The 26,087-nt window shown below is 75.1% G+C and carries 19 protein-coding genes; 13 read left to right on the forward strand and 6 right to left on the reverse strand.

Going from position 1 to position 26,087, the window contains the following annotated elements; genetic code table 11:
• The first annotated feature begins 63 nt into the window (after nucleotides 1-63).
• From LG324_RS08865 to LG324_RS08880, 4 genes are all read left to right on the forward strand, one after another.
• Complete coding sequence (locus LG324_RS08865) at nucleotides 64-567, forward strand: single-stranded DNA-binding protein (RefSeq protein ID WP_404352980.1); 504 nt, start codon at nucleotides 64-66, stop codon at nucleotides 565-567.
• 61 nt (nucleotides 568-628) lie between these two features.
• Complete coding sequence (ettA, locus tag LG324_RS08870; RefSeq protein ID WP_030527462.1) at nucleotides 629-2,311, forward strand: energy-dependent translational throttle protein EttA; 1,683 nt, start codon at nucleotides 629-631, stop codon at nucleotides 2,309-2,311.
• A gap of 42 nt (nucleotides 2,312-2,353) precedes the next feature.
• Nucleotides 2,354-3,349: a glycosyltransferase family 2 protein gene (locus LG324_RS08875; RefSeq protein WP_404352981.1), complete on the forward strand. Its 996-nt coding sequence runs from the start codon at nucleotides 2,354-2,356 to the stop codon at nucleotides 3,347-3,349.
• Nucleotides 3,346-4,302: an NAD-dependent epimerase/dehydratase family protein gene (locus LG324_RS08880; RefSeq protein WP_404352982.1), complete on the forward strand. Its 957-nt coding sequence runs from the start codon at nucleotides 3,346-3,348 to the stop codon at nucleotides 4,300-4,302. Before LG324_RS08875 ends, LG324_RS08880 begins: the two co-directional genes overlap by 4 nt.
• A gap of 17 nt (nucleotides 4,303-4,319) precedes the next feature.
• Here the strand turns inward: LG324_RS08880 and LG324_RS08885 are convergent, their stop codons facing one another.
• Nucleotides 4,320-5,045, reverse strand: coding sequence for a class I SAM-dependent methyltransferase (locus LG324_RS08885; protein WP_030527459.1), 726 nt, complete (start codon nucleotides 5,043-5,045; stop codon nucleotides 4,320-4,322).
• 66 nt (nucleotides 5,046-5,111) lie between these two features.
• Nucleotides 5,112-5,768, reverse strand: coding sequence for a TetR/AcrR family transcriptional regulator (locus LG324_RS08890; RefSeq protein ID WP_030527458.1), 657 nt, complete (start codon nucleotides 5,766-5,768; stop codon nucleotides 5,112-5,114).
• A 93-nt stretch (nucleotides 5,769-5,861) separates the two neighbouring features.
• On the opposite strand from LG324_RS08890, the gene LG324_RS08895 reads away from it, so the two are divergent.
• Nucleotides 5,862-7,007, forward strand: a complete 1,146-nt coding sequence (locus tag LG324_RS08895) for an acyl-CoA dehydrogenase family protein (RefSeq protein ID WP_404352983.1) — start codon at nucleotides 5,862-5,864, stop codon at nucleotides 7,005-7,007.
• 185 nt (nucleotides 7,008-7,192) lie between these two features.
• On the opposite strand, the gene fabG is transcribed toward LG324_RS08895, so the two are convergent.
• A complete protein-coding gene (gene fabG / locus LG324_RS08900; protein ID WP_404352984.1) occupies nucleotides 7,193-7,948 on the reverse strand; it encodes a 3-oxoacyl-ACP reductase FabG in 756 nt (251 codons plus the stop codon).
• A 189-nt stretch (nucleotides 7,949-8,137) separates the two neighbouring features.
• Here fabG and glgX point away from each other — a divergent pair, with 189 nt between their 5' ends.
• The 7 genes from glgX to LG324_RS08935 are packed head-to-tail and all read left to right on the forward strand — an operon-like array spanning nucleotide 8,138 to nucleotide 22,400.
• Nucleotides 8,138-10,288, forward strand: a complete 2,151-nt coding sequence (gene glgX, locus LG324_RS08905; protein WP_030527455.1) for a glycogen debranching protein GlgX — start codon at nucleotides 8,138-8,140, stop codon at nucleotides 10,286-10,288.
• A 3-nt stretch (nucleotides 10,289-10,291) separates the two neighbouring features.
• Nucleotides 10,292-12,814 carry a malto-oligosyltrehalose synthase gene (gene treY, locus LG324_RS08910; protein ID WP_404352985.1) on the forward strand — a complete coding sequence of 841 codons (2,523 nt, stop codon included), beginning with the start codon at nucleotides 10,292-10,294 and terminating at the stop codon, nucleotides 12,812-12,814.
• Nucleotides 12,811-14,742 (forward strand): malto-oligosyltrehalose trehalohydrolase, encoded by a 1,932-nt coding sequence (gene treZ, locus LG324_RS08915; RefSeq protein WP_404352986.1) that lies wholly within the window; start codon nucleotides 12,811-12,813, stop codon nucleotides 14,740-14,742. Before treY ends, treZ begins: the two co-directional genes overlap by 4 nt.
• A gap of 56 nt (nucleotides 14,743-14,798) precedes the next feature.
• Complete coding sequence (locus LG324_RS08920; RefSeq protein ID WP_404352987.1) at nucleotides 14,799-17,948, forward strand: FtsX-like permease family protein; 3,150 nt, start codon at nucleotides 14,799-14,801, stop codon at nucleotides 17,946-17,948.
• On the forward strand, nucleotides 17,945-20,794 hold the full coding sequence (locus tag LG324_RS08925) for a hypothetical protein (protein ID WP_404352988.1): 2,850 nt from the start codon (nucleotides 17,945-17,947) through the stop codon (nucleotides 20,792-20,794). Before LG324_RS08920 ends, LG324_RS08925 begins: the two co-directional genes overlap by 4 nt.
• A complete protein-coding gene (locus LG324_RS08930; RefSeq protein ID WP_404352989.1) occupies nucleotides 20,791-21,720 on the forward strand; it encodes an ABC transporter ATP-binding protein in 930 nt (309 codons plus the stop codon). The genes LG324_RS08925 and LG324_RS08930 overlap by 4 nt, the downstream gene beginning before the upstream one ends.
• A complete protein-coding gene (locus tag LG324_RS08935; protein WP_404352990.1) occupies nucleotides 21,717-22,400 on the forward strand; it encodes an ABC transporter ATP-binding protein in 684 nt (227 codons plus the stop codon). The genes LG324_RS08930 and LG324_RS08935 overlap by 4 nt, the downstream gene beginning before the upstream one ends.
• Before the next feature lie 55 nt (nucleotides 22,401-22,455).
• On the opposite strand, the gene LG324_RS08940 is transcribed toward LG324_RS08935, so the two are convergent.
• Together LG324_RS08940 and LG324_RS08945 are read right to left on the reverse strand one after the other, a co-directional pair.
• Complete coding sequence (locus tag LG324_RS08940; RefSeq protein WP_404352991.1) at nucleotides 22,456-23,406, reverse strand: acyl-CoA thioesterase; 951 nt, start codon at nucleotides 23,404-23,406, stop codon at nucleotides 22,456-22,458.
• Between the two features lie 23 nt (nucleotides 23,407-23,429).
• Complete coding sequence (locus tag LG324_RS08945) at nucleotides 23,430-24,875, reverse strand: PLP-dependent aminotransferase family protein (protein ID WP_404352992.1); 1,446 nt, start codon at nucleotides 24,873-24,875, stop codon at nucleotides 23,430-23,432.
• A 62-nt stretch (nucleotides 24,876-24,937) separates the two neighbouring features.
• Between LG324_RS08945 and LG324_RS08950 the strand changes: the two genes are divergently transcribed.
• Nucleotides 24,938-25,630, forward strand: coding sequence for a YitT family protein (locus LG324_RS08950; RefSeq protein ID WP_242525782.1), 693 nt, complete (start codon nucleotides 24,938-24,940; stop codon nucleotides 25,628-25,630).
• On the opposite strand, the gene LG324_RS08955 is transcribed toward LG324_RS08950, so the two are convergent.
• A complete protein-coding gene (locus tag LG324_RS08955) occupies nucleotides 25,587-26,060 on the reverse strand; it encodes a hypothetical protein (RefSeq protein ID WP_404352993.1) in 474 nt (157 codons plus the stop codon). The two genes, LG324_RS08950 and LG324_RS08955, sit on opposite strands and share 44 nt — an antisense overlap.
• Between the last annotated feature and the right edge of the window lie 27 nt (nucleotides 26,061-26,087).

Consider the following 26,087-nt stretch of genomic DNA (forward strand, 5'->3'; position numbering starts at 1 on the left):
CACCGTGGAGCCGAGGGTGGTCCCGAGGGGTCCCGACGGACGGGACCCGGGGAGGAGCACACGATGTACGAGACGCACGTGACGGTCCAGGGGCGCCTCGTGGCCGACCCCGTCGTCAAGCAGGGCCGCGCCGGGCCGTTCACGGTCTTCCGCATCGCCCAGTCCGAGCGGCACCAGGACCGCTCCGAGCCCGGGCGGTGGACCGACTCCGAGCCCAGCTACTACGACGTCACGGCCTACCGCACCATGGGCGACAACGCGTCGCGGTCGCTGCGCAAGGGGCACCCGGTCGTCGTCACCGGCCGGCAGCGGGTGCGCCAGTTCCGGCGCGACGACGGCTCGTCCGGCGCGGTCGTCGAGATCGCCGCAGACGCCCTCGGGCACGACCTGCGGTGGGGCAGCACCAGCTACACCCGCAACGGCGACCTCGCGCCCGCCCTGCCGGCGAGCGGGTTCGGCGACGCGCTGCGCGACGGCTACGAGGTGGTCGGCGAGGACGACGGGCACCGGGCCGCGGCGGCCGACACCGGGCCGCTCGTGCCCCCGGCCCGGGAGGACGCCGCCTGAGGGCGCGGCGGCGGGCGCCGCGGATTCGGGCAGGGGGTCCCGGCTCGTTAGGCTGGGGCCCATGCCCGAGTTCATCTACGTGATGTCGCGTGCCCGCAAGGCGCACGGCGACAAGGTCATCCTCGACGACGTCACGCTCTCGTTCCTGCCCGGCGCCAAGATCGGCGTCGTCGGACCGAACGGCGCCGGCAAGTCGTCCGTCCTCAAGATCATGGCCGGCCTCGACCAGCCGTCCAACGGCGAGGCGCGCCTGACCCCGGGCTACACGGTCGGCATCCTCATGCAGGAGCCCGAGCTCAACGAGGAGAAGACCGTCCTCGGCAACGTCGAGGAGGGCGCCGGCGAGATCAAGGCGAAGGTCGACCGCTACAACGCGATCTCCGCCGAGATGGCCGAGCCGGACGCCGACTTCGACGCGCTGATGGCCGAGATGGGGCAGCTGCAGGAGGCCATCGACGCCGCCGACGCCTGGGACCTCGACTCCCAGCTCGAGCAGGCGATGGACGCGTTGCGCTGCCCGCCGCCGGACGCCGACGTCACCGTCCTCTCCGGTGGTGAGCGTCGCCGCGTCGCCCTCTGCAAGCTGCTCCTGCAGAAGCCCGACCTGCTGCTCCTCGACGAGCCGACCAACCACCTCGACGCCGAGTCCGTGCTCTGGCTCGAGCAGCACCTCGCGAGCTACCACGGCGCCGTCGTCGCCGTGACGCACGACCGGTACTTCATGGACAACGTCGCCGAGTGGATCCTCGAGCTCGACCGCGGCCGCGCCTACCCCTACGAGGGCAACTACTCGACCTACCTCGAGAAGAAGCAGGCCCGACTGGCGATCCAGGGCAAGAAGGACGCCAAGCTCGCCAAGCGCCTCGCCGAGGAGCTCGAGTGGGTCCGCTCCAACGCGAAGGCGAAGCAGACCAAGTCCAAGGCGCGCCTCGCCCGCTACGAGGAGATGGCCGCCGAGGCTGAGCGCACCCGCAAGCTCGACTTCGAGGAGATCCAGATCCCGCCGGGGCCGCGCCTGGGCAGCAAGGTCATCGAGGTCAAGAACCTCACGAAGGGCTTCGGCGACCGCGTCCTCATCGAGGACCTCTCCTTCACCCTGCCGCGCAACGGCATCGTCGGGGTTATCGGCCCGAACGGCGTCGGCAAGACGACGCTCTTCAAGACGATCGTCGGCCTCGAGGAGGCCGACGGCGGCAGCGTCGACGTCGGCGAGACCGTCAAGATCTCCTACGTCGACCAGAGCCGCGGTGGCCTCGACCCGACGAAGAACCTCTGGGAGACCGTCTCCGGCGGCCACGACTACATCAACGTCGGCCAGGTCGAGATCCCCAGCCGCGCCTACGTCAGCCAGTTCGGCTTCAAGGGCCCGGACCAGCAGAAGAAGGCCGGTGTCCTCTCCGGTGGTGAGCGCAACCGCCTCAACCTGGCGCTGACGCTCAAGGAGGGCGGCAACCTGCTGCTCCTCGACGAGCCGACCAACGACCTCGACGTCGAGACCCTCGGCTCGCTCGAGAACGCGCTGCTCGACTTCCCGGGCTGCGCCGTGGTCATCAGCCACGACCGGTGGTTCCTCGACCGCGTCGCGACGCACATCCTCGCCTACGAGGGCACCGAGGCGAACCCGTCGCGCTGGTACTGGTTCGAGGGCAACTTCGAGGCGTACGAGAAGAACAAGGTCGAGCGCCTCGGTGAGGACGCGGCGCGCCCGCACCGCGTCACGTACCGCAAGCTGACCCGCGACTGACCGACGTCGCGACCCGTGTCGCCCGAGCCCTCCGGAGCAGCCGTGCCGTCCGATGAGCAACTCCCGCACCGGATCTCGGTCATCGTCCCGGTGTACCAAGGGCGTTCGACGCTGCCCGCGCTCGTCACGGAGCTCGAGCCGCTGACGAGCGTCGGGACCACACCGGCCGGCCGCGCGTACGTCGTCGACGAGCTCGTGCTCGTCGACGACTGCGGCCCGGACGGCTCGGACGTCGTGGTCCGCGAGCTGGCCGCCGAGCACGACTGGGTGCGCGCCGTCTGGCTGAGCCGCAACTTCGGCCAGCACGCGGCGACCCTCGCCGGTATCTCGGCCTCGGGCGGCGAGTGGGTCGTGACGATGGACGAGGACGGTCAGCACGACCCGGCCGACATCGGCGTCCTGCTCGACGCGGCGATGTCCGAGCAGGCCGACGTCGTCTACGCCAGGCCGTCGAACCAGCCCCCGCACGGCGCCGCCCGCAACTTCGCCTCCCGGTCGGCCAAGTGGATCGTCGGGCGGATGGCCAAGGGCGCCCCGGCCGCCGACTTCAACAGCTTCCGGCTCGTCCTCGGGGAGGTCGCCCGCTCGGTCGCGGCGTACGCCGGGCCGGGCATCTACCTCGACGTCGCCATCTCGTGGGTGGCGCGCCGCACCACGACGGCGGGGGTCCCGATGCGCGAGGAGGGCGGGCGCCCCTCGGGCTACGACCTGCGCCGCCTCGCCTCGCACTTCTGGCGCCTCGTCCTGAGCAGCGGCACCACCCCGTTGCGCCTCGTCAGCGTCACCGGCGCGGCCGCCGTCGTCCTCGCCCCGCTCGTCGCGCTCGTGCTCGTCGTCGGGCGGGTGTCCGGCAGCTGGGAGGCGCCCGGCTGGACCTCGACGATGGTCCTGCTCATGGCCTCGACGGGCGCCATCCTCTTCGCGCTGGGCGTGATCGCCGAGTACGTCGGCATGGCGGTCAACATGGCGATGGGCAAGCCGCTGTACCTGCCGGTCCGCGACCGCCGCGACGGTCCGCTCGGGCGGGACCAGGCGTGAGCCAGGGCCCGTCCGGGCCGCCGCGTGCCTGGGTGGTCGGCTCCGGCGGGCTGGTCGGGCGCCACCTCGTCGGCGCCCTGCACGCGGCCGGCCACGAGGTGGCCACCTCGCGGGTCCCGTGGGCCGACGAGGAGCGCTCCCTCGAGGTGCTGCGCCACGACCTCGACGACGTCGTCCGGCGTGCCGACGGGGGTCCCTGGGTGCTCGCGTGGTGCGCCGGGGCCGGGGTGGTGGCCACCGGCGCGGACGCCCTCGCCGCCGAGCTGCGCGTCTTCGAGCGCTTCTGCGCGCTCCTGCCCGAGGACCCGGACGGCGACGGGGTCGTCGTCCTCGCGTCGTCGGCCGGCGGCCTCTACGCCGGGTCCGGGGCGCCGCCGTTCACGGAGGCCACCCCGCCCGCCCCGCTCGTGCCCTACGGCCGCACCAAGCTGGCGATGGAGGAGGCGCTGGCCGCCGCGGTCGCCCGCACCGGCAGCCGGGCCGTCGCCGCCCGGCTGGCCAACGTCTACGGACCCGGCCAGACGCTGGGCAAGCCGCAGGGGCTGCTGTCCCAGCTGTGCCTCGCCCACGCGATGACCCGCCCGCTGCCGGTCTTCGTCTCGCTCGACACGATCCGCGACTACGTGTACGTCGCCGACGTCGCGCAGATGCTCCGGCGCTGCGCCGACCTGGTCCGGGCGGAGGCGCCCGGCGTGCTCGTCCCCAAGGTCGTCGCCTCCGGGCGTCCGGTCACCGTCGGCCACCTCGTCTCGGAGGCGCGGCGGGTCTTCCACCGGCCGGTCCGCACGGCGATGGCGCCGGGCGGGGCCGGGCAGGTCCTCGACCTACGGCTGGCGTCGGTGACGTGGCCCGAGGTCGACGTCCTCGCCTCGACCCCCCTTGCGGCCGGCCTGGCGGCGACGGCCGCCGACGTCCGCGCCCGGGTCGTCTCCGGGGGGCCGCTCGACGGCTGAGCCCGGCGGGGGCGCGGTCAGCCGACCCGCGTCGCCCCGACGAAGACCGACGAGCCGAAGGGGAGGTCGGTCCGCCGCAGGAGCGCGCGGTCGACCCGGCACATCGCGCGCAGCGTCGCGTTGAGCGGCCGTGGGACCCGCGGCACCTCGACGATGTCGGCGGCGCCGTCCGCGGTGCGGCCCGCCACCTTGCGGGCCGCGCGCTCGGCGACGAAGAGGGGGAAGACGGTGCTGAAGCCGTACGTCGCGCGCTCGACCCGGAAGCCGGACCGCTCGAGGGACGCGACCGCGCGCCGCCTCGTGTAGCGGCGGTGGTGGCCGTTGGCGACGTCGAAGTCCGACCACGCCCAGGTGTAGGCCGGCACCGACATGAGGAAGCGCCCGCCCGGCCGCAGGACGCGGCGCACCTCGGCGAGGGCGTCGGCCTCGGGGGCGCAGTGCTCGATGACGTCGAAGGCGGCGACGGCGTCGAAGGAGGCGTCCTCGAAGGGCAGGGCGAGCGCCGAGCCGCAGACCCCGTTCGCGGCGAGGCCGCGGGGGTCGATGTCGAGGGAGGCGGTGCGCCCCACGGCCTCCCGGAACCAGGCGGCGCTCGGGCCGTCCGCGCTGCCCAGGTCGAGGGCGGTGTCGGCCCCGTCGACGAGCTCGCGCAGGGCGACCTCGAGCAGGTCGGCCCGCGCGACGTACCACCAGTAGTCGGGGGTCGCGATCGAGGGGGATCCGCCGTGGCCGTGCTCCGTCACCGCGTCAGGCTATCGGCCGGAGAGGGCCGGTCCGCGCAGCGGCCGTTGCCCGGTGCGGGCGAGGGGTCAGCGGCGCCCGCCGGCGAGGCGCACGGCGAGGTCGCCGTAGGTGCGCTCGACCATCTCGGGGGTGCGTCGGCCGCCGGGGACGTACCAGCGGGCGACGTCGATGGCCATCGACAGCAGGGCCAGCGCGGTCGTGGGGACGTCCTCGACGTCGAGCTCGCCGGACTCGACGCCGTCGCGCAGCACGTCGGCGACGACCCGGTCGATCTCCTTGCGCAGGTCGATGACCTCGGCCTGGTGCTCGAGGGAGAGGTGGCGGAACTCGAACTGGACGATCCGGCCCAGCTGGTGGTGCTCGGCGTGCCAGCGCGAGAACCCGCCGATGATCGCGCGGAGGGCCTCGGTGGGGGAGGCGGCGTCGGAGGCCGCGGCGACGAGGAGGTCGCGGGCCCGGGCGTGGCCGCGCCGGCTGATCTCGAAGAGCAGCTTCTCCTTGGACGAGAAGTGCACGTAGACGCCGGCAGGGGAGAGGCCGGCCCGCGAGGCGATGTCGCGCGTCGTCGTCGCGGGGAAGCCGTTCTCGGCGAACGCGTCGGCGGCGGCGAGCATCACCCGCGTCGCGGTGTCGCCGACGTCGGTGGCGCCACCCGGCCGCCCGCCCTCGGGCGCGAGCGCGGCGAGGACGGCGGTCTCGGTCGCAGGAGTGGTCGCGGGCACGGTTGACAGCATGCCGCACCGGCGTCAGACTAAGCAAGCGCTTAGTCAACGGTGGCGTGCCGCCGCCGTCCGCCCACCGAGCCGAGGAGCCGCATGCCCCGCAACGTCTACGCCGCCGAGCACGAGGACTTCCGCGCCTCCGTCGCCGAGTTCGTCGAGCGCACGCTCAAGCCGCGCGCCGAGCAGATGCTCGAGGTCAAGGCCGTCGAGCGCGACATCTGGAAGGAGGCCGGCAAGCAGGGCCTCTTCGGCCTCGACATCCCCGAGGAGTTCGGCGGGATGGGGGCCGAGGACTACCGCTTCAACGCGATCGCGGCCGAGGTCATCGCCGGCTTCAACTTCGCCGTGTCGTCCTGCTTCGGCATCCACTCCGACGTCTGCCCGCCGTACATCGTCGACCTCGGCACGCAGGAGCAGAAGGAGCGCTGGCTGCCCGGCATGGCCAACGGCGAGCTCATCGCCGCCATCGCGATGACCGAGCCCTCCGGCGGCTCCGACCTCGCGGCGCTGAAGACCACCGCCGTGCGCGACGGCGACCACTGGGTCCTCAACGGCAGCAAGACCTTCATCACGAACGGCTACCAGGCCGACCTCGTCATCGTCGCGGCCCGCACCGACCCGTCCAAGGGCGCCAAGGGCATCACCCTGCTCGTCGTCGAGGAGGGGATGGAGGGCTTCACCCGCGGCCGCAAGCTCGACAAGGTCGGGCAGGAGGAGGCCGACACCTCCGAGCTGTTCTTCGAGGACGTCCGCGTCCCCGACTCCAACCGGCTCGGCGAGGAGGGCATGGGCTTCATCGCGATGATGCAGCGGCTGCCGCAGGAGCGCATCGGCGCCGCCGTCGCCAACACCGCGCACGCCTTCCAGATCTTCCGCGAGACCGTGGAGTACACCAAGGAGCGCAAGGCGTTCGGCCAGCCCGTCGGCTCGTTCCAGCACAACAAGTTCAAGATGGCCGAGCTGCTGACCAAGCTCGAGGTCACCCAGGCCTACGTCGACGACTGCATCGCCGCGCACGCCGAGGGCAAGCTGACCCCGGTCGACGCCGCGAAGGCCAAGTGGTTCTCGGCGCAGGTGCAGAACGAGGTGCTCGACGAGTGCGTCCAGCTGCACGGCGGCTACGGCTTCATGAACGAGTACCGCGTGGCCCGCGCCTGGCGCGACGCCCGCGTCTCGAAGATCTGGGCCGGCTCGAACGAGATCATGAAGGAGCTCATCGGCCGCGACCTCGGCCTCTGAGCACCTGACACCACGACGCCCCCGGACCGCAGCGGTCCGGGGGCGTCGTCGTGTCCGTCCGGTCAGGTCTCGGCGGCCCGGTGGTGCCGAGACCCCGGTTCGTCCACGAGACCCCGGTTCGGAACCGGGGTCTCGTGGACATTTCGGGGTGACCCCGAAAAGGGGAGACGGGTGGGGAGCAGAGGTCAGTCGAGGGGGCCGCCGGCGACGTAGATGACCTGGCCGGACACGAAGCCGGCCTCCTCGGAGACGAGGAAGGAGATCGTCGCGGCGATGTCGGCGGGCTGCCCGACGCGCGCGACGGGGATCTGCGACGCCGTGTGGGTGAGGAAGTCCTCGAACGAGACCTTGAGCCGCTCGGCGGTCGCCCGCGTCATGTCGGTCTCGATGAAGCCGGGCGCCACGGCGTTCGCGGTGACGCCGAACTTGCCGAGCTCGATGGCGAGGGTCTTGGTGAAGCCCTGGAGGCCGGCCTTGGCGGCGGAGTAGTTGGCCTGGCCGCGGTTGCCCTGCGCCGAGGACGAGGAGAGGTTGACGATGCGCCCGTAACGCTCCTGCGTCATGTGCGCCTGGCAGGCCTTGGTCATGAGGAACGCGCCCTTGAGGTGCACGGCCATCACCGAGTCCCAGTCGCCCTCGGTCATCTTGAAGATGAGGTTGTCGCGGATGATGCCGGCGTTGTTGACGAGGACGACCGGCGGGCCGAGCTCGTCGGCCACCCGCGCCACGCCGGCCTCGACGGCGGCCGCGTCCGCGACGTCGACGCCCACCCCGAGCGCGCGGCCCCCGGCGTCGCGGATGCGCCCGGCGACCTCCTCGCAGGCGGCCTCGTCGAGGTCGAGGACGGCCACGGCGAACCCGTCGCGGGCCAGCCGCTCGGCGGTGGCGGCACCGATCCCGCGGGCGGCTCCGGTGACGACGGCGACGCGCTGGTCGGACATGGGGTTGCTCCTCGGGGTCGGGGGGTAGGGCTGGCCCGACAGTAACCGAGACCCGTGACGAGGGTTCGACGGCTTGGTCCGTCGCGTCGCACGTCACCGGTAGGTTGAGTAGTCCGCAGCGGCCGGTCGGCCGCGCGACGCCGGCAGCGCCGCTGGCCCTGCAGCGACACCCCACGAAAGGCATCACCTGTGGAGATCTGGCCCGGCACCTCCTACCCCCTGGGCGCCACCTACGACGGCTCCGGCGTGAACTTCGCGCTGTTCAGCGAGGTCGCCGAGCGTGTCGAGCTCTGCCTCATCGACGACGACGGCGCCGAGACCCGCATCGACCTGCCGGAGGTCGACGGCTTCGTCTGGCACGGCTACCTGCCGGCGATCCAGCCGGGGCAGCGCTACGGCTACCGCGTCCACGGCCCGTACGAGCCCGAGAACGGGCACCGCTGCGACCCGAGCAAGCTCCTCCTCGACCCCTACGCGAAGGCCGTCGAGGGCCAGGTCGAGAACGACCCCGCCCTGTTCAGCTACGACTTCGACGACCCCGAGGTCCGCAACACCGACGACAGCCTCGGCAAGACGATGCTCGGCGTCGTCATCAACCCGTACTTCGACTGGGGCCACGACCGCCCGCCGCGCCACGAGTACCACGAGAGCGTCATCTACGAGGCGCACGTGCGGGGCCTGACGATGACCCACCCCGAGATCCCCGAGGAGATCCGCGGCACCTACGCGGCCCTGGGCCACCCGGCGATCGTCGAGCACCTGACGAAGCTCGGCGTGACGGCCATCGAGCTCATGCCGGTGCACCAGTTCGTCCAGGACACCTCGCTGCAGGCCAAGGGCCTGACGAACTACTGGGGCTACAACACGATCGGCTTCCTCGCGCCGCACAACGCGTACGCGCGCGCCGACCGCGGCGAGCAGGTCACCGAGTTCAAGGCGATGGTCAAGGCGCTGCACGAGGCGAACATCGAGGTCATCCTCGACGTCGTCTACAACCACACCGCCGAGGGCAACGAGATGGGCCCGACGATCAGCTTCAAGGGCATCGACAACGCCGCGTACTACCGGCTCGTCGACGACGCCAAGGAGCACTACTACGACACGACGGGCACCGGCAACAGCCTGCTCATGCGCCACCCGCACGTGCTCCAGCTGATCATGGACAGCCTGCGCTACTGGGTCACCGAGATGCACGTCGACGGCTTCCGGTTCGACCTCGCGGCGACGCTGGCCCGCCAGTTCCACGAGGTCGACAAGCTCTCGGCCTTCTTCGACCTCATCCAGCAGGACCCGGTGATCAGCCAGGTCAAGCTCATCGCCGAGCCCTGGGACGTCGGCGACGGGGGCTACCAGGTCGGCGGCTTCCCGCCCCTGTGGACCGAGTGGAACGGCAAGTACCGCGACACCGTCCGCGACTTCTGGCGCGGGGAGCCGGGCTCGCTCGGCGAGTTCGCCTCGCGCCTCACCGGTTCGAGCGACCTCTACGAGCACAACGGACGCAAGCCGATCGCGAGCATCAACTTCGTCATCGCGCACGACGGCTTCACGCTGCGGGACCTGGTCTCCTACAACGAGAAGCACAACGAGGCCAACGGCGAGGACGGCCGCGACGGCGAGAGCCACAACCGCTCCTGGAACTGCGGGGTCGAGGGCGAGACCGACGACCCGGAGGTGCGCGCCCTGCGCCGCCGCCAGCAGCGCAACTTCCTCGCGACGCTCCTGCTCAGCCAGGGCGTGCCGATGATCGCGCACGGCGACGAGATCGGCCGCACCCAGCAGGGCAACAACAACGTCTACTGCCAGGACAACGAGCTCTCGTGGGTCGACTGGGACCTCGACGACGAGCAGCGCGACCTCTTCGCCTTCACGAGCGCGGTCGCGAAGCTGCGCAGCGAGCACCCGGTCTTCCGCCGGCGCCGCTTCTTCGCCGGCAGCGCCGACCACGGCGGCCAGTCCGAGCTCGGCGACATCGCGTGGTTCCAGCCGAGCGGTGAGCGGATGGGCGACGGCGACTGGAGCGACGGCGAGGCGCGGATGATGACCGTCTTCCTCAACGGCGAGGCCATCCCGAGCCCGGACCTGCGCGGCCGACCGGTCGTCGACGACGACTTCCTCGTCCTGTTCAACGCCGACCACGAGGACCACGAGTTCGTCCTGCCCGGCGACGAGTGGGGCGAGCGCTGGTGCACCGAGATCGACACCGCCGCCGACAGCGTCGAGCCCGAGTGGCACGACGCGGGCTCGACGGTCACGGTCTCGGCGCGCTCGGTCATCGTCCTGCGCGACCCCCGCGAGGTGCTCACCCCCGCGGCGGGAGCGGCCGGCGCGACGAGGGTCTGACCCGTGGTGGCCCACCGCCCCGACCCCTCCCGCGTCGTCCCGACGGCGACCTACCGGCTCCAGGTCCACGGCGGGTTCGGCTTCGACGACGCCGCCGCGCAGGTCCCGTACCTGGCCTCGCTCGGCGTCTCGCACGTCTACCTCTCGCCCATCCTCCAGCCCGCGCCGGGGTCGATGCACGGCTACGACGTGCTCGACCACACGCGGATCAGCGAGGAGGCGGGCGGGCGCGAGGCGTTCGACCGGCTCGTCGCGGCGTGCCGTGGGGCCGGGCTCGGCGTCGTCGTCGACGTCGTCCCGAACCACATGGCCGTGCCCTCGCCGGAGCACCTCAACGCGCCGTTCTGGTCGCTCCTGCGCGAGGGCCGACGCTCGCCGTACGCCGGCTGGTTCGACGTCGACTGGGTCGCCGAGGACGACCGCATCCTCATGCCCGTGCTCGGCGCGTCGCTCGAGCAGGTCCTCGACCGTGGTGAGCTCGTCCTCGCCGCGGACGGCGGCCCGGGCGGGGCCGACCCGGTGCTGCGCTACTACGACCACGAGTTCCCGGTCGCGCCCGGCACCGAGGAGCTCCCGCTCGCCGAGCTCGTCGAGGCGCAGGCCTACCGGCTCTCGAGCTGGCGCGAGGGCGACGCCCTCAACTACCGGCGCTTCTTCGACGTGACGACGCTCGTCGCCGTCCGCGTCGAGGACCCCGTCGTCTTCACCGCGACGCACGCCCTGCTGCTCGCGCTGCACGGGCACGGCCAGGTCGACGGCTTCCGCATCGACCACCCGGACGGCCTCGCCGACCCCGGCGGCTACCTCGAGCGGCTCGCCGACGCCACCGGCGACGCGTGGGTCGTCGTCGAGAAGATCCTCGAGGGCGAGGAGCGGCTGCCCGACGCGTGGCGCTGCGCCGGCACGACCGGCTACGACGCGCTGCTGCGCGTCCAGCAGGTGCTCACGCCGGCCGACGAGACCGGCACGCTCGACCGCCTGTGGGCCGAGGTCGCCCCGGGAGAGGAGTCCCTCGAAGGGGTCGTCCAGGAGAGCAAGCGGCTCGTGGTGGACGACGTCCAGGCCGCCGAGGTCGACCGGCTGATGCGCCTGGCGCGCCGGGTCGTCCCGGACGCGGACGCCGTCGCCGTCCGCCGTGCCCTCGAGGCGCTGCTCGTCTCGATGGACCGCTACCGCGCCTACGTCGTGCCCGGTCGGGGTGTCGACCCCGAGCAGGCCGCGGTCGTCGACGACGCCGCCGCCCGCGCGCGGGGCATCCTCGCGCCGAGCGACGAGGACGCGCTCGACCTCGTCGTGCGCCTGGTGCTCGACCGCGAGGTCCCCGAGGCCGCCCCCGACACCGGCCGGGTCGCCGACGAGCTGCGGGTGCGCTTCCAGCAGACCTGCGGGCCGGTCATGGCCAAGGGCATCGAGGACACCGCGTTCTACCGGTGGTTCCGGCTCTCGGGGGCCAACGAGGTCGGCGGCCACCCCGAGGTCCTCGCCTCCGACGTCGACGCCTTCCACGCGTGGTGCGCCCGGCAGCAGGCCGAGTGGCCGACGTCGATGACGACGCTCACCACGCACGACACGAAGCGCTCGGAGGACACCCGGGCGCGTCTCATGGTCCTCGCCGAGGACGCCCGCGGCTGGGAGCAGTGGCTGGCCCGCGCCCGCGAGCTCGCGGCGCAGTACCGCACCGAGCGCGTCGACGCCCCGACCGAGTACCTCGTCTGGCAGACGCTCGTCGGGACGTGGCCGGTCAGCGGGGCGCGGCTCGAGGAGTACCTCCTCAAGGCGGTGCGCGAGTCCAAGGTCCACACCGCGTGGGTCGACGGCGACGAGGAGTACGAGTCGGAGGTCGTCGCCTTCGCGCGGGCCGTCGGGCGCGACCTCGCCGTGCACGAGCACCTCGACGCGTGGACCGGGCCGCACGAGGCCTCGGTGCGCGCGAACATCCTCGGGCAGAAGCTCGTCCAGCTGACGATGCCCGGTGTCCCGGACGTCTACCAGGGCTGCGAGATCGGGATGCTCGCGCTCGTCGACCCCGACAACCGTCGGCCCGTCGACTGGTCCGACCGCGCCGAGCGGCTCGCGCGGGTCGACGACGACGAGCCCTGCTTCGACCTCGACGACGACAAGATGCGCCTCACCGCGCTCGCGCTGCGGCTGCGGCGCGAGCACCCGGAGGCGTTCGTCGGGCCGGACGCCACGTACGAGCCGGTCGACACCGGCAGCGAGCACGCGCTGGCCTTCGCCCGCGGCGACGCCGACGGCGCCCGCGCGCTCGTCGTCGTCACCCGCGCCGCGGGCCGGCTCGCCGACGCCGGCGGGTTCGGCGACGCCGCGCTCGAGGTGCCGGCGGGGGAGTGGACCGAGGTGCTGTCGGGCCGTCCCGTGGCCGCCGGAGCCGCGCCGCTCGAGGGGCTGCTCGCCGACCGTCCGGTCGCCCTGCTCGTCCGGCAGGACCCGGAGGCCGAGGCCGATGACGCTGGCGTGGAGGACGCCGGCGCCGACGACGACACCGCGGAGGGACACCCGTCGTGAGCGAGCACGTCATCGAGGTGTGGGCGCCGAGCGCGACCCGCGTCGACATCGAGTGGTCCCCGGCCCCAGGGTCGGACGGTGTGCAGGAACCGACGAATGTGTCGAAAGATGCACACGCGGACGAGGGGTCCGGTGTGCAGGAATCGACACATTCGTCGGACGACGCACGGGTGGAGGCCGAGCGGCGGCGGGAGCCGATGGAGGCCGCCGACGACGGGTGGTGGCGCTGGACGCCGCCATCCGGCAGCGGCGAGCTCGACTACGCCTTCGTCCTCGACGGCGAGGAGCCCGCGCTCCCGGACCCGCGCAGCGCGTGGCAGCCCGAGAGCGTGCACGGCCGCAGCCGCACGGTCGACCCGGCGTCCTTCCCGTGGACCGACTCCGCCTGGCGCGGCCCGCGCGACGGTGCCGGCGTCCTCGGGGGCGTCGTCTACGAGCTGCACGTCGGCACCTTCACGGACGAGGGCACCTTCGACGCCGCCGTGGACCGCCTCGACCACCTCGTCGCCCTCGGGGTCGACGTCGTCGAGGTGATGCCCGTCGCGGCCTTCCCGACCGACCGCGGCTGGGGCTACGACGGCGTCGGCCTCTACGCCGTCCAGGACGCGTACGGCGGCCCGCACGCCTTCGCGCGGTTCGTCGACGCCTGCCACGCGCGCGGCCTCGGGGTCTGCCTCGACGTCGTGCACAACCACCTCGGGGCGAGCGGCAACTACCTCGCGCGCTTCGGGCCCTACTTCACCGAGGCCCACCACACGCCGTGGGGCGCGGCGGTCAACCTCGACCACGAGGGCTCCGCGCAGGTCCGCCGCTTCCTCGTCGGCAACGCGCTGCGCTGGTTCCGCGACCTCCACGTCGACGCGCTGCGCCTCGACGCCGTCCACGAGCTCAAGGACGACTCGCCGCGGCACTACCTCGCCGAGCTCTCGGACGCCGTCGCCGCGCTCGCGGAGGAGCTCGGCCGCCCGCTCGAGCTCGTCGCCGAGTCCGACCTCAACGACACCTCGATGGTCACGCCCACCGCCGACGGCGGGCGCGGGATGACGGCGCAGTGGGACGACGACGTCCACCACGCCCTCCACGTGGCGCTGACCGGCGAGACCCAGGGCTACTACGCCGACTTCGGCGGCACACCGGGCAGCGGCGAGGAGGGCCCGCTCGCGGTGCTGGCCAAGGTGCTGACCCGCGGCTTCCTCCACGACGGGACCTTCTCGTCCTTCCGCGACCGCCCGTGGGGCGCTCCCGTCGACCGCGAGCACCTCGACGCCCGGCGCCTGCTCGGGTACCTGCAGACCCACGACCAGGTCGGCAACCGGGCCACGGGCGAACGCATCTCGGCTCTCGTGGCCGACCCGGCGCTGCAGGCGGCCGGCGCAGCCCTGTACCTTCTCGGCCCGACCACCCCGATGCTCTTCATGGGCGAGGAGTGGGCCGCCTCGACCCCGTGGCAGTTCTTCACGAGCTTCGCCGAGGACTGGCTCGCCGACGCCGTGCGCGAGGGGCGCCGGGCCGAGTTCGGCTCGCACGGCTGGTCGGCCGACGCCGTGCCCGACCCGCAGGACCCCGCGACCCGCGACCGGTCGGTCCTGCGCTGGAGCGAGCTCGACGACGCCGACCACGCGCGGATGCTGCGCTGGTACACCGACCTGACGGCCTTGCGGCGGGGGCTGCTGCCGGCCGGCCCGACGCGGTTCGCCGACGTCGAGGTGTCCTTCGACGAGGACGCCCGCTGGCTCGTCCTGCGCCACGCCCCGGCCGGCGGTGACCCCTACGCGGTCGTCGTGACGCTCGGGGAGGACGGCGCCGACGTGCCGGTCGCCGGCGCTGCCGAGGTCCTGCTCGCCTGGGGCGACGGGGTCGAGGTGGACGCCGACCGCGTCGGGCATCGTTGCCGAAGCGTGTCCGTCGTGCGCGTGGAGCGGTCCTGACCCGCGGCTAAGGTGCCGCGGGGGCGGACGGTCCGCCCGCGGGAGGAGCGCTCGGCGTGGGTGGTGCACGGCTGCTCCGCCGCCGGCTGGGTGCCCACCCGGTGGCCGTCGCCGCCATCACGGTCTCCGTGCTCGCCTCCCTCGTCGTCGTCACGGCCCTGCAGCTGCTCTCGGCCCGGATCACCGACGCGGGCGTGCGCTCGGCGCTCGACGTCCCGCCCGTCGACCGGTCGGTCGTCGTCACCGGGTCGCTCCGCCCGGGGGAGCTCGGCGCGACGGACGCCGCGGTCCGTGCGGCGCTCGCGCCGCTGGCCGGCGCGACCGTCACCCGGGTCGGCACCGCGACCTCGCGGGGCATCGCCGGGCGCGGCTCGGGTGACCGGGCCGCCCTCGCCGACGTCGAGGGGCTCCGGCAGGCCGCCGAGCTGACCGCGGGACGCTGGCCGCAGCGGCCCGCCACGTCGTCGGCCGCCCCCCGGCGGGTCGAGGTCGTGCTGCCCGACGCGGCCGCCACGGCCCTGGCCGTCGCGCCCGGGGGGAGCCTGGACCTGACCGACCTCGTCGACCCGCAGGCCCCGCGCGTGACGGCCGAGGTGGTCGGCACCTTCCGGCCGCGCGACGCCGAGGACGGGCTGTGGAGCGACCTGCCGCTGGCGCTCGACGGCGTCGTGGCGTCCGACTTCACGTCCTACGGGCCCTTCGTCGTCGCCCCGGGCACCTTCGACGGCTCCCTCGTCGGCACCTCGACCGTCACGTGGCGGGCGGTGCCCGACCTCGGCGACGTGCGGGCCGGAGGGCTCGCCGGGGCCGGCGCCCGGGCCGACGACGTCCTGACCCGGCTGCGCGCCCTCACCGGGCTGCCGACCGTCGCGGGGGTACAGGCGAGCGCCGGGCCGGCCACGGTTGCGCTGCGCAGCCCGCGGGTGGCGAGCGACCTGCCCGCGCTCGTCGACGGCGCCACGGTCGTCGGCGACCGCGTGCGCGTCTCGCTGCTCACCCCGGCCGTGCTCCTCGTGCTCCTCGGCAGCGTCGCCCTCGTCGGCGCCGCCGCCCTGCTCGCCACGCTGCGCGACGGCGAGACCCGGCTGCTGCGGGTCCGGGGGGCCTCGACCCGGCGGCTCGCCGGGTTGGCGCTGGGTGATGCCGTCGTCGTCGCCGTGGTCGGCGTCCTCGGGGCGGTGCTCGTCGCCCCCGTGGTCACGCGCGCGGTCTCGGGCAGCGGGGCGTGGTGGTCGGCGACGGTGCTGCGCGACGCCACCCTCTGGCGGGCCCTCGTGCCGCTGGCCCTCCTCGCGGTGGCCGTCACGGTGGCCACGACGCTCTGGGTCGGCCGCTCCCGCGAGGACGCGCGCAGCCGTCGGGCCGGCCTGCGGCTCGCCGCGGGGTCGGGCCTCGACGTCGTCCTCGTCGTGCTCGGCGCGCTGGCGGCCGTCCAGCTGCGCCGCTACGACGCGGTGGGCCAGCGCAGCGTCGACCCCGTGACGACCATCGCGCCGGCCCTCGTCGTCGCCGGGCTCTCCGTCCTGGCCCTGCGGCTGCTCCCGCTCCTCGCCTGGGTCGTCGCGCGGTGGGGCGCCCGGCGCCCGGGGCTCGACGCCGCGTGGGGCGGATGGCAGTTCGCCCGTCGCGCGGCCACCCAGGGTGGCACGCTCCTCCTCGTCCTGCTGGCCGTCGCGATGGGCACGATCGCTCTCGGGCACTCGGCGACCGTCGGCCGCGCCGTGGCGGACCAGTCGGCGTTCGACACGGGCGCACCGCTGCGGGTCGTCCAGCAGGTCGCGGGCCCCTCCGCGGGCGCGACCGGCGCGCTCGTCGACCGCGCCGCGGGGGACCCGGGGCGCGTCACCCCGGTCTGGCGCACGTCCCTCGACCTCGGCAGCGTCGAGGGCGTCACCGTGCTCGGGATGGACGCCCGCGCCGCGGCCCGGGTCCTCCGGCCCCGGCCGGACACGCTCGACGCGCCGTGGGCGGAGGTCACCGGTCGCCTCCTCGCCGGGCGTGACCTCGGGGACGGCCTCGCCCTCCCCGGCACCCCGCGCGAGGTCTCGGTCACGGCGAAGATCGTCACCACCGGCAGCTCGAGCGCCGTCGGCCCCGAGGGGTTCGCGGCGTCCCTCGCCGTGCGGGACGCGCGCGGCATCGTCACGTCCGTGCCCCTCGGCGCCGTGGGCCCGGAGCAGCGCACCCTCACCGCGGACCTGTCCCGTCTCGGTCTCGTCGCCCCCGTGAGCGTCGTGGGCCTGTCGGTCCCGCTGCCCGACTTCGTCTACTTCTTCGTGCCCGAGCCGACCTTCGAGCTCGTGCTCACGTCGCTGGCGGCGGACGGCACCGACGTGCCGCTGGGTCGGGTGCTGGCGCCGCACTCCGACCGTGCCGGGCTCTGGCTCGCCGCCGCGCCCGGCCGGACGAGCGCCGTCCCCGCCGTCGTGACGCGCGAGGTGGCGGACGCGCTGCGGACCGGCCGCGGCGGGCGGGTGACGCTGCCCCTCGGCCTGCGCGAGCTGCCGGTCGAGGTGGTCGCCGTCGTCGACTCGCTCCCGACCGCGCAGCGGCCGGGGCGGGGCGTCCTCCTCGACCTGCCGACCGTCGAGGCGGCCGCCGAGCGCGTCGGCGGTGGCTCGGACGTCCGCAGCCGGCTCGTGCTCGAGCCCCAGGAGTGGTGGGCCGCCCCGGCGGACCCAGTGCAGGCGGCGTCCGCCGTGCGCGCCGGGCTGCCCTACGGGACGAGCCTCGAGGTGGAGGACGAGCTGGCCGCACAGCGCCTGCGCGACCCCGTCAACGCGGGGATGCGCTCGGCGATGCTGCTCGTCACCCTCGCGTCGGTCCTGCTGGCCGGGGTCGGGTTCGCGGCGAGCACCGCGGCGCTCGGGCGGGCCCGGCGGCACGAGAACGCCGTCCTCCTCGCGCTCGGCTCACCGCCGGAGCGCATCCGGGCCGTGCTCGTCCTTGAGCGCGTCCTCGTCGTGGCCGTCACCGTCGTCGTGGGCCTCGTGCTGGGTGTCGTCGCGGCCGTCACCGTCGTGCCGCTGCTCGTCGGTGGCGACGGGCACCCGCAGGTGCCGCCGGTGCGCGTCGAGCTGCCGGCCGGCCTGCTCACGGGGTACGTGCTCCTGCTCGTCCTCGCCCTCTCGGCGGTGGGCGCCGCCGTGCTGCGCAGCACCAGCCGCGACCTCGCGGGTGAGCTGCGGCGGGGGGAGTCGCCGTGAGCGGCCGCACGGCACCGGGCCGGCACGTCACCACCCGGGGCGGCCGCGCCGAGGGTGTGGCGGCCCTCGGCGCCCGCGCGCTCGCGCTGCGGGCGCTGGCGACCTCGCGGGCCCCCGCCGTCGTCCTCGCGCTGCTGGCCGCACTGACGGCCGCCTACCTCGTCGCCACCCCCCGGGCCGTCTCGGTGGCCACGGACGACGCCGTGGGCGACACCGTGGCGGCCGCCCGGGCCCAGGCGCGCGAGGTGGGGGTGCGCGCTGCCGCAGCCCCCTCGTACGACGTCCCGTCCCCCTCGGAGACACCCGGTGACGGGCCGGCGGCGCCCTTCACCGCGGTCGACGAGGCCGTACGCAGCGTCCTCGGACCCACGGTCGGGCGCCTGCTCGCCGACCCCACGTGGGCGGCGCAGAGCGGCTCGACCACGCTGACCCGCACCGACGGGACCACGCTGCGCCCCGACGGCTCGCGGGCCGTCGTCCGGGTGCAGAGCGGGCTCGACGACCACGTCCGGTGGACCTCGGGTGCCGCCCCCGGCGCCCCGAGCGGTACGCGCTCCCTCGCGCCCGTCCTGCGCGGCCACGTGACGGCCGAGGTCCCGGTCGCGCTCGCCGACGCGACCGCCCGCTTCTGGGGTGTCCGCACCGGCGACCGGCTCGTCGTGCAGCCCGGAGACCGGTTGCTGCCCCTCGCCGTCGTCGTCACCGGCACCTTCGACCCCGTCGACCCCACCGACGGCTTCTGGCAGGCCGAGCCGCGGATGACCGGCCTCGCGCGGATCGCGACCCCGCAGGGCGGCGTCGTCACCGAGGGCGCCGTCGTCGCGGACGCCTCCTCCTACGGGGCGGTGTCCGACGGGATGGCCCGGCCCGTCCCCGGCGTGGTCCTCGCCGGCGACTCGACCGTGCTCGCGGCGTCGTGGCGCTACCCCCTCGACGCCGCCCGGCTGCGCGCCGCCGACGTCGCCCCGCTGCGTGACGCCCTCGTCCGCCTCGACACCGACTCCCGCCTCGACCGCCCGGGGCTCTCGCCCCTCGAGGTCTCGACCGGGCTCGCCTCCGTGCTCGACGACTACGAGGCCTCGGTCCGGGCGACCGACGTGATGACGACCTTCGCCACGGCGGGCCTCACCGCGCTGGCCGTGCTCGTCCTCGCGCTCACCGCGGTCGTCGCCGTGGCACGGCGTGGACCCGAGGTCGCCCTCGTGCGGGCGCGTGGGGGGACCGTGGGCCAGGTGGTCGGACAGGTCGTCGCGGGCAGCGCCCTGCCCGCGCTCGTCGCCGCCGGGCTCGGGGCCGTCCTCGCGGTGCTCCTCGTCCCCGGGCGGCTCGGCATCGGCTCGTGGCTCGAGGTGGTCGCCGTCTCGCTCGTCCCCGTGCTCGCCGGGTCGGTGGCGGTCCTCCTGCGGGTCGGCGCCGTCGAGCGCGACGACTCGTCCGAGGAGTCGGTCCGCCGGCGACGGCTCGTCCGCGCGGCCCGGCGGGTGGTCGCCGAGCTCGCGGTCCTGGCCCTCGCGGTGGCCGCCGTCGCGACGGTCCGCCGTCGGGGCGCGGAGATCGCGGCGGGGACGACCGACTGGTGGGCCGCGCTCGCCCCCGACCTCGCCGCCGCGGTCGCCGCGCTCCTCGTCCTCCGCCTGCTGCCCGCCCCGCTGCGCGCGCTCGCCCGGTTCGCTTCACGCAGAAAGGGACTCGTGACGTTCGTCGGGCTCGCGCGGGCGGCGCGCACCGGGGCCAGTGCCACGCTGCCCGTCCTCGCGGTCGTCGTCGGCGCGGCGATGCTCGCCCTGCTGGCGTCGCTCACCCTCGCGGTGCAGGACCAGCGCGAGGTCTCCGCCCAGCGGCAGGTGGGGGCGGACGTGCGGGTCGACGCGGTCCGGGTCGGCGACGACGACGTGCGGGCGCTCGCCGCGCGTCCGGGGGTCCGGGGGGTCGTGGCGGCCTACGTCGCGGACGCCACCGTCTCGTCCGGGAGCCGGGCCACGCCGGTCGTCCTCGTGGCCACCGACCCGGGCGCCTACGCCGACCTCGTCGCCGGCACGCCGCTCGCCGTGCAGGGCCCGCCCGCAGCGTCCGGTCAGGGGCTCGTCGCCGTGGTGGGCCCCGGGGTCGACGCCGGCGACGGTGCCGAGGTGGTGGTGCGCGGCGAGCGGATCCCGTTGGGTCGCACCGTGGTCGATCCCGGCCTGGTGCGGCTCGAGGCCGGTCGTCAGGTCCCGGCGGTGCTCGTGCCGCTCGACCGGCTGACCGCCCTCGCACCGGCGGTGACCCCCCAGACCGCCTTCGTCGCGGCCGACGCGTCCGCCGCACGAGCCTTGACCGCCCTGCGAGACCCCGGGGCGGCGACACCGAGCGGCCGGGTGGGTGCCGTCGACTCGGTCCTCGCCGCGCAGGACCGCGTCGCCGACCGCGCGCTCTCCCGGCTCGTGGCGCTCACCTACTCCGTGGGTGCCGTCCTCGCGGGGGTCCTCACGCTGCTCGCCCTCGCGCTCCTCCTCGTCGCCACGCGTCCCGACCGCGCGGCCCTCGTCGTCCGGCTGCGGACGATGGGCCTGCCGCACGGGCTCGAGCGGCGCCTGGCCTGGACCGAGGTCCTCCCGGTCGTCGCCGTCGCGGCCCTGGCGGGGGCGGCCGCCGGCGCCCTCGCGCCCGCCCTCGTGGGTCCCGCGGTCGACCTCGCGCCGTTCACGGGCTCCGCGCCCTTCCCGCCGGTCGACCCCAGCCTCCCGGCCGCCGCGGGCGCCGCGCTGCTCGTCCTCGTCCTGGGGGCGCTCGCCCTCGTCCTCGACGCCGCGGCGGCCAGCCGCGGCCACCTCGCCGACCACCTGCGCACGGGAGACACGGCATGACCACGACCACCACGCCCCGCCGCCGCCGCGACTCCGGCCGCCCGGACGGCCCGGACATCCTCTGCGAGAACCTCGTCCGCATCTACCGGGCCGAGGGCATCGAGGTCGTCGCCCTGCAGGGCCTCGACCTGCGGGTGACCCGGGGGGAGCTCGTCGCCCTCGTCGGCGCGTCGGGGTCGGGCAAGTCGACCCTGCTCGGCATCCTCTCGGGGCTGGACCGGCCGAGTGCCGGCGTGGCCCGGGTCGCGGGGCACGACCTCGGGGCGATGCAGCGGCGCGAGCGGCTGGAGTACCGGCGGCGGACGGTCGGCTTCCTCTTCCAGCAGGCCGCCGCCAACCTGCTGCCCTACCTGAGCGCCGCCGAGAACGTCGAGCTGCCGATGATGCTCGCCGGCGTCCGGTCGGGGGAGCGCGCGCGCCGGGCCCGCGAGATCCTCGGCGTCCTCGGCATCCCCGAGTGCGCCGACCGGCGGCCCGGTGAGCTGTCGGGCGGCCAGCAGCAGCGGGTCGCGCTCGGGGTGGCCGTCGCCAACCGGCCGAGCGTCCTGCTCGCCGACGAGCCCACCGGCGAGCTCGACACCCGCAGCAGCGACGAGGTCTTCGAGGCCATCCGCCGCGCCAACACCGAGCTCGGGACGACCATCCTCGTCGTCACCCACGACGCGCACGTCAGCGAGCAGGTGTCCCGCACCGTCGGCATCCGCGACGGCCGCACGGCCACGGAGGTGCTGCGGCGCGACGCCGTCGGCGCGGACGGCGAGGCCGGCCGCGTCGTCGAGGAGTTCGCGGTGCTCGACCGCGCGGGGCGCCTGCAGCTGCCCGCCGCCTTCACCGGCGCCCTCGGGATGCGTGACCGCGTGCGGCTCGGGCTCGAGCCGGACCACATCGCGGTGCGACCGACCAGCGAGGACGAGGAGCAGGGATGACCGGGGAGCCGCTGCGGGTGCGCGAGGTGCACCGCACGTTCGGGTCGGGGGAGACGGCCGTCCACGCGCTGCGCGGGGTCTCGCTCGACGTCGCGCCGGGCGAGCTTGTCGCGCTGCGGGGCCGTTCGGGCTCGGGCAAGACGAGCCTGCTCAACGTCATCGGCGGGCTCGACCGGCCGGACGCCGGCATCGTGCACCTCGGCGACCTCGAGGTGACGACGATGACCGACGCCGACCTCCTCGCGCTGCGCCGCGGGCCCGTGTCCTACGTGTTCCAGTCCTTCGGCCTCGTGCCGGTGCTCACCGCCCGCGAGAACGTCGGCGTCCCCCTGCGGCTGCGCGCGGTCGACCCCGCCGAGCGCGAGCGCCGCGTCACCGAGGCGCTCGAGCACGTCGGCCTCGGCGGGCACACCGAGCACCGCCCGGACGAGCTGTCCGGCGGCCAGCAGCAGCGCGTCGGCCTCGCGCGGGCGCTCGTCGCCGAGCCCGGGCTGCTCCTCGCCGACGAGCCGACCGGTCAGCTCGACTCCGAGACCGGCCGCGACATCATGCGGCTCATCGCGCGCCTCGCGAAGGAGCGGACGATGACGACGCTGGTGACGACGCACGACCCCGCCCTGCTCGCCGTGGCCGACCGCGTGGTCGAGATCGCCGACGGCCACCTCGTCGACGCCGGCTGAGCGGGTGGAGGTGAAACCCGACCACGACAGGGTCGGACATCACCTCGACCCAGGGTCACTCGGGGACGCGGACCATCCCCTCCTGGGCGACGGTCGCGACGAGCGTGCCGTCCGCGGAGAACATCCGGCCGATGCCGAGGCCTCGGCCGCCCTGCGCCGACGGCGACTCCTGCGAGTAGAGCACCCACTCGTCGGCGCGTGCCGGACGGTGGAACCACATCGCGTGGTCGAGGCTGGCCATCTTCAGGCCCCGGGTCGTCCACGGCAGGCCGTGCCGGCGCAGGACCGGCTCGAGCAGGCTGTAGTCGGACGCGTAGGCGAGGACGGCGTCGTGGACGAGCGGGTCGTCGGGCAGGCGGCCGACCGCGCGCATCCACACGTGCTGCTCGGCGACCTGCTCGGCCGGCGGCCCGGCGAACAGGTTGCCCTCGACGTGGCGCAGCTCGATGGCGCGACGCGAGATGTGCTGTGCGCGAGGGTCGTCCAGCCCGGCGAAGAGCTCGGCGAGGGACGGGACCGATTCGGGGTCGGGCACCTGCGGGGCGGTGTCCTGGTGGTCCAGGCCGCCGTCGGGGGCCTGCCACGAGGTGCTCATCGAGAGGATGGGGTGCCCGTGCTGGACGGCGTGCACGCGCCGCGTCGAGAACGAGCGGCCGTCGCGCATCCGCTCGACGCTGAAGGTGATCGGCTGCGTGTCGTCGCCGGGGCGCATGAAGTAGGCGTGGAGCGAGTGCAGCCGCCGCCGCACGTCACCGACCCCGGCGACGGTGCGCCCGGACGCGACGACGCCCTGCGCGAGGACCTGGCCGCCGAACACGCGGCCGTGCGGCTGCTTCTGGCTCGAGCCGCGGAAGAGGGTGACGTCCTCGGCGAAGGTGTCGGGCAGCTCGACGCCGGGCGCCGCCGCGAGGCTGCGCGGCTGCACGCTCACCTGCGCCGAGCCGAGCTCCTCGAGGTCGAGGGTCTGGAGGAGGTCGACGAGCGGGTCCGGGTGCGGGTCGGTCACGGGGAAACGATAGCCAGCGCGCGTCAGGCGACGAGCGGGCGGCCGGGGCGCGCCCGCCCGGTGCGACCGCCCCGCACCCGCTCCGCGGCGCGGCCGAGGCGGACGGCCGCCTCGGCCATCGTCTCCGGCGGCAGCACGTGCGGCAGGCGCAGCCAGCGGTCGAGGCCTCCGTCGAGCGCGAAGCGCGGGCCGGCGGCGACGAGCAGGCCCTCGTCCTCGGCGGCGGCCGCCAGGCTGCTCGAGGGCAGGTCGGCCGGCAGCTCGCACCAGAGCGAGAGGCCGCCGCGCGGCACCCGGAAGGACGCCTCGGGCAGGTGCTCCCGCAGCCCCGCGGCCAGGGCGTCGCGCGCGGCGACGATCGCGTCGCGACGCTCGGTGGTGACACCGGGGGAGCGGCGCATCAGCTCGACGAGGACGAGCTGCTCGAGGACCGGGGCGCCGAGGTCGCTCGTGACCCGGGCCTCGACGAGCGACCGCAGCGCGCCGCGGGGGGCGCGGACCCATCCCGTGCGCAGGCCGCCCCAGTGCGACTTCGAGGAGCTGCCGATGCTCACCGCGGTCGGCGCGTGGGCCGCGAAGGGCAGCGGCATCGCCCCGCCCTCGAGGTCGATCTCGACGATCGTCTCGTCGACGACCGGCACCGTGCCGGCCGCGGCGAGGGCGCGACCCAGCCGGGCGCGGTCCTCGTCGTCGAGCAGGGCGCCGGTCGGGTTGTGGAAGTCCGGGATGAGGACGGCGGCCCGCGCCCCGGCCGTCGCGACCGCGCGCACCGCCTCGTCGACGTCCCAGCCGGTCGGGTCGACCGGCAGCCCGCGCAGCCGCGCGCCGGCGCCGCGCAGGGCGTCGAGGGTGTTCGGGTAGCTCGGGTCCTCGACGACGACGCGCTCGCCGGGCCGCAGGAGCGCGCGGACGACGACGGCGAGCCCGGCGACGGCCCCGGAGGTGACGAGCACGTCGTCGGGGCTCGTCGGCAGGCCGCGGGCGGTGTAGCGGTCGGCGACCGCCTCGCGCAGCTCGGGGACGCCGTAGGTGAGGTAGCCGGCGCCGCACAGGTAGGAGGGCAGTCGCTCGAGCGCCCGCTCGTAGGCCTCGAGCACCCCGGCGGGCGCGCGGGTGGCGGCGCAGGTGAGGTCGAGGACGTCGTCGGCGACGTCGGCCGGGAACAGGCCCCCGGTGCCACGTCGGCGGGCGCCGTCGGGGAGGGTCGCGACCGAGCCGGAGCCCTGCCGCGAGGTGAGGTAGCCGAGCTCGCGCAGCACGTCGTAGGCGCGCGTCACCGTCGTGCGGCTCACCCCGAGGTGGGTCGTGAGGTCGCGCTCGCTCGGCAGCCGGGTCCCGACGGCGATCCGGCCGTCGGCGACGGCGAGGCGCAGCGCGTCGGCGAGGCCGCGGTACGCGGGGCGGGTGGCCCCGAGGTCGCCGACGAGCCGGGCGGTGCGCGCGGCGCTGACGCTGGGGACGGTGCTCACGTGGCCACTGTCGCACGATTGGCCCTCGATTCACAGGCCAATCCCGCGGCAGGATGGGCGGCATGTCACCGCTCCAGCTGGCCCGCCGCGGGATGACCCGCCGGGTCCCCCTCGTCCCGATGACCCCGCTCGAGCAGCTGCGGGCCGGGCGGCTGCCGCACCGGCTCGCGCAGCTGTTCGTCGGGCTCGGGCTGTTCGGCGTGACGATGGGGCTGATGCTGCGCGCCGGACTCGGGGTCGAGCCGTGGGGCGTCCTCACGACGGGGCTCATCCGCTACGTGCCGATCACCTACGGCGAGATGGTCATCGCCACCTCGTTCGTCGTGCTCCTGCTCTGGCTGCCGCTGCGCCAGTGGCCGGGTGTCGGGACGGTGGCCAACGCCGTCGTCATCGGCCTCGCGACGGACGCCACGCTCGCCGTCGTCCCGCCGGTCGAGGGCCTCGGCTGGCGCGTCCTCGTCATGCTGCTCGGCGTCGTCGGCAACGGCGTGGCCGGCGCGATGTACATCGGCAGCCAGCTCGGGCCGGGGCCGCGCGACGGGCTGATGACCGGCCTGACCCGCCGCACCGGCCGCTCGGTGCGCCTCGTGCGGACCTCGCTCGAGGTGACCGTCGTCGTCCTCGGCTGGCTGCTCGGCGGGGTGGTGGGCCTCGGGACGCTCGTCTACGCGCTGCTCATCGGGCCGGTCGTCCAGCTCTTCCTGCCGTTGCTCACGGTGCGGGTCGACCCGCCGCCCACGCGCGGTACGCGCTGACGAGGGAGCGGGTGAAGGCGCCCGCGTCGTGCGGGCGCAGGGTGAGCGAGCCGCCGGCGGCGAGCGGGACCTCGACCACCCCCCGTCGGCCGGGCGGCGCGTCCGGCAGGGTGGCCGTGCCGTCGGCGAGCTCCGCGAAGCCGAAGGTCACCTCGTCGACGACGAGCCGGTCCGCGCCGACCGCCAGGCCGGACGGCTGTGGCCAGTCGCCCCACGCGCCGTCGCCGAGGACGAGCCAGGCCGGGACGGCGGCGAGGGCGAGGACGGCGACGAGCCAGTCGAGCGGGCCGTCCGGGGTGAGGTCGAGCCCGCCGTCGCGGCTGCGCAGCAGGGCACCGGCGACGAGCATGGACAGGGCGAGGACGACGACGAGCACGGTCAGCGACCGGCGCGCGTGCTCCTCGACGTACGTGTAGGCGGGGTGGGCCATGACCCCATCCTCACCCGGGGACGACCG

The sequence above is a fragment of the Phycicoccus jejuensis genome (genome assembly GCF_044797865.1).
In the GTDB taxonomy this organism is placed as follows: Bacteria; Actinomycetota; Actinomycetes; order Actinomycetales; family Dermatophilaceae; genus Phycicoccus; species Phycicoccus jejuensis.

Excerpts from the sequence above, each read along its gene's own strand:
- LG324_RS08865 (WP_404352980.1), top strand. The coding sequence starts at position 64 with ATGTACGAGACGCACGTGACGGTCCAGGGGCGCCTCGTGGCCGACCCC.
- LG324_RS08935 (WP_404352990.1), top strand. The coding sequence starts at position 21,717 with ATGACCGGGGAGCCGCTGCGGGTGCGCGAGGTGCACCGCACGTTCGGG.
- LG324_RS08950 (WP_242525782.1), top strand. The coding sequence starts at position 24,938 with ATGTCACCGCTCCAGCTGGCCCGCCGCGGGATGACCCGCCGGGTCCCC.
- LG324_RS08895 (WP_404352983.1), top strand. The coding sequence starts at position 5,862 with ATGCCCCGCAACGTCTACGCCGCCGAGCACGAGGACTTCCGCGCCTCC.
- LG324_RS08930 (WP_404352989.1), top strand. The coding sequence starts at position 20,791 with ATGACCACGACCACCACGCCCCGCCGCCGCCGCGACTCCGGCCGCCCG.
- LG324_RS08955 (WP_404352993.1), bottom strand. The coding sequence starts at position 26,060 with ATGGCCCACCCCGCCTACACGTACGTCGAGGAGCACGCGCGCCGGTCG.
- fabG (WP_404352984.1), bottom strand. The coding sequence starts at position 7,948 with ATGTCCGACCAGCGCGTCGCCGTCGTCACCGGAGCCGCCCGCGGGATC.
- ettA (WP_030527462.1), top strand. The coding sequence starts at position 629 with ATGCCCGAGTTCATCTACGTGATGTCGCGTGCCCGCAAGGCGCACGGC.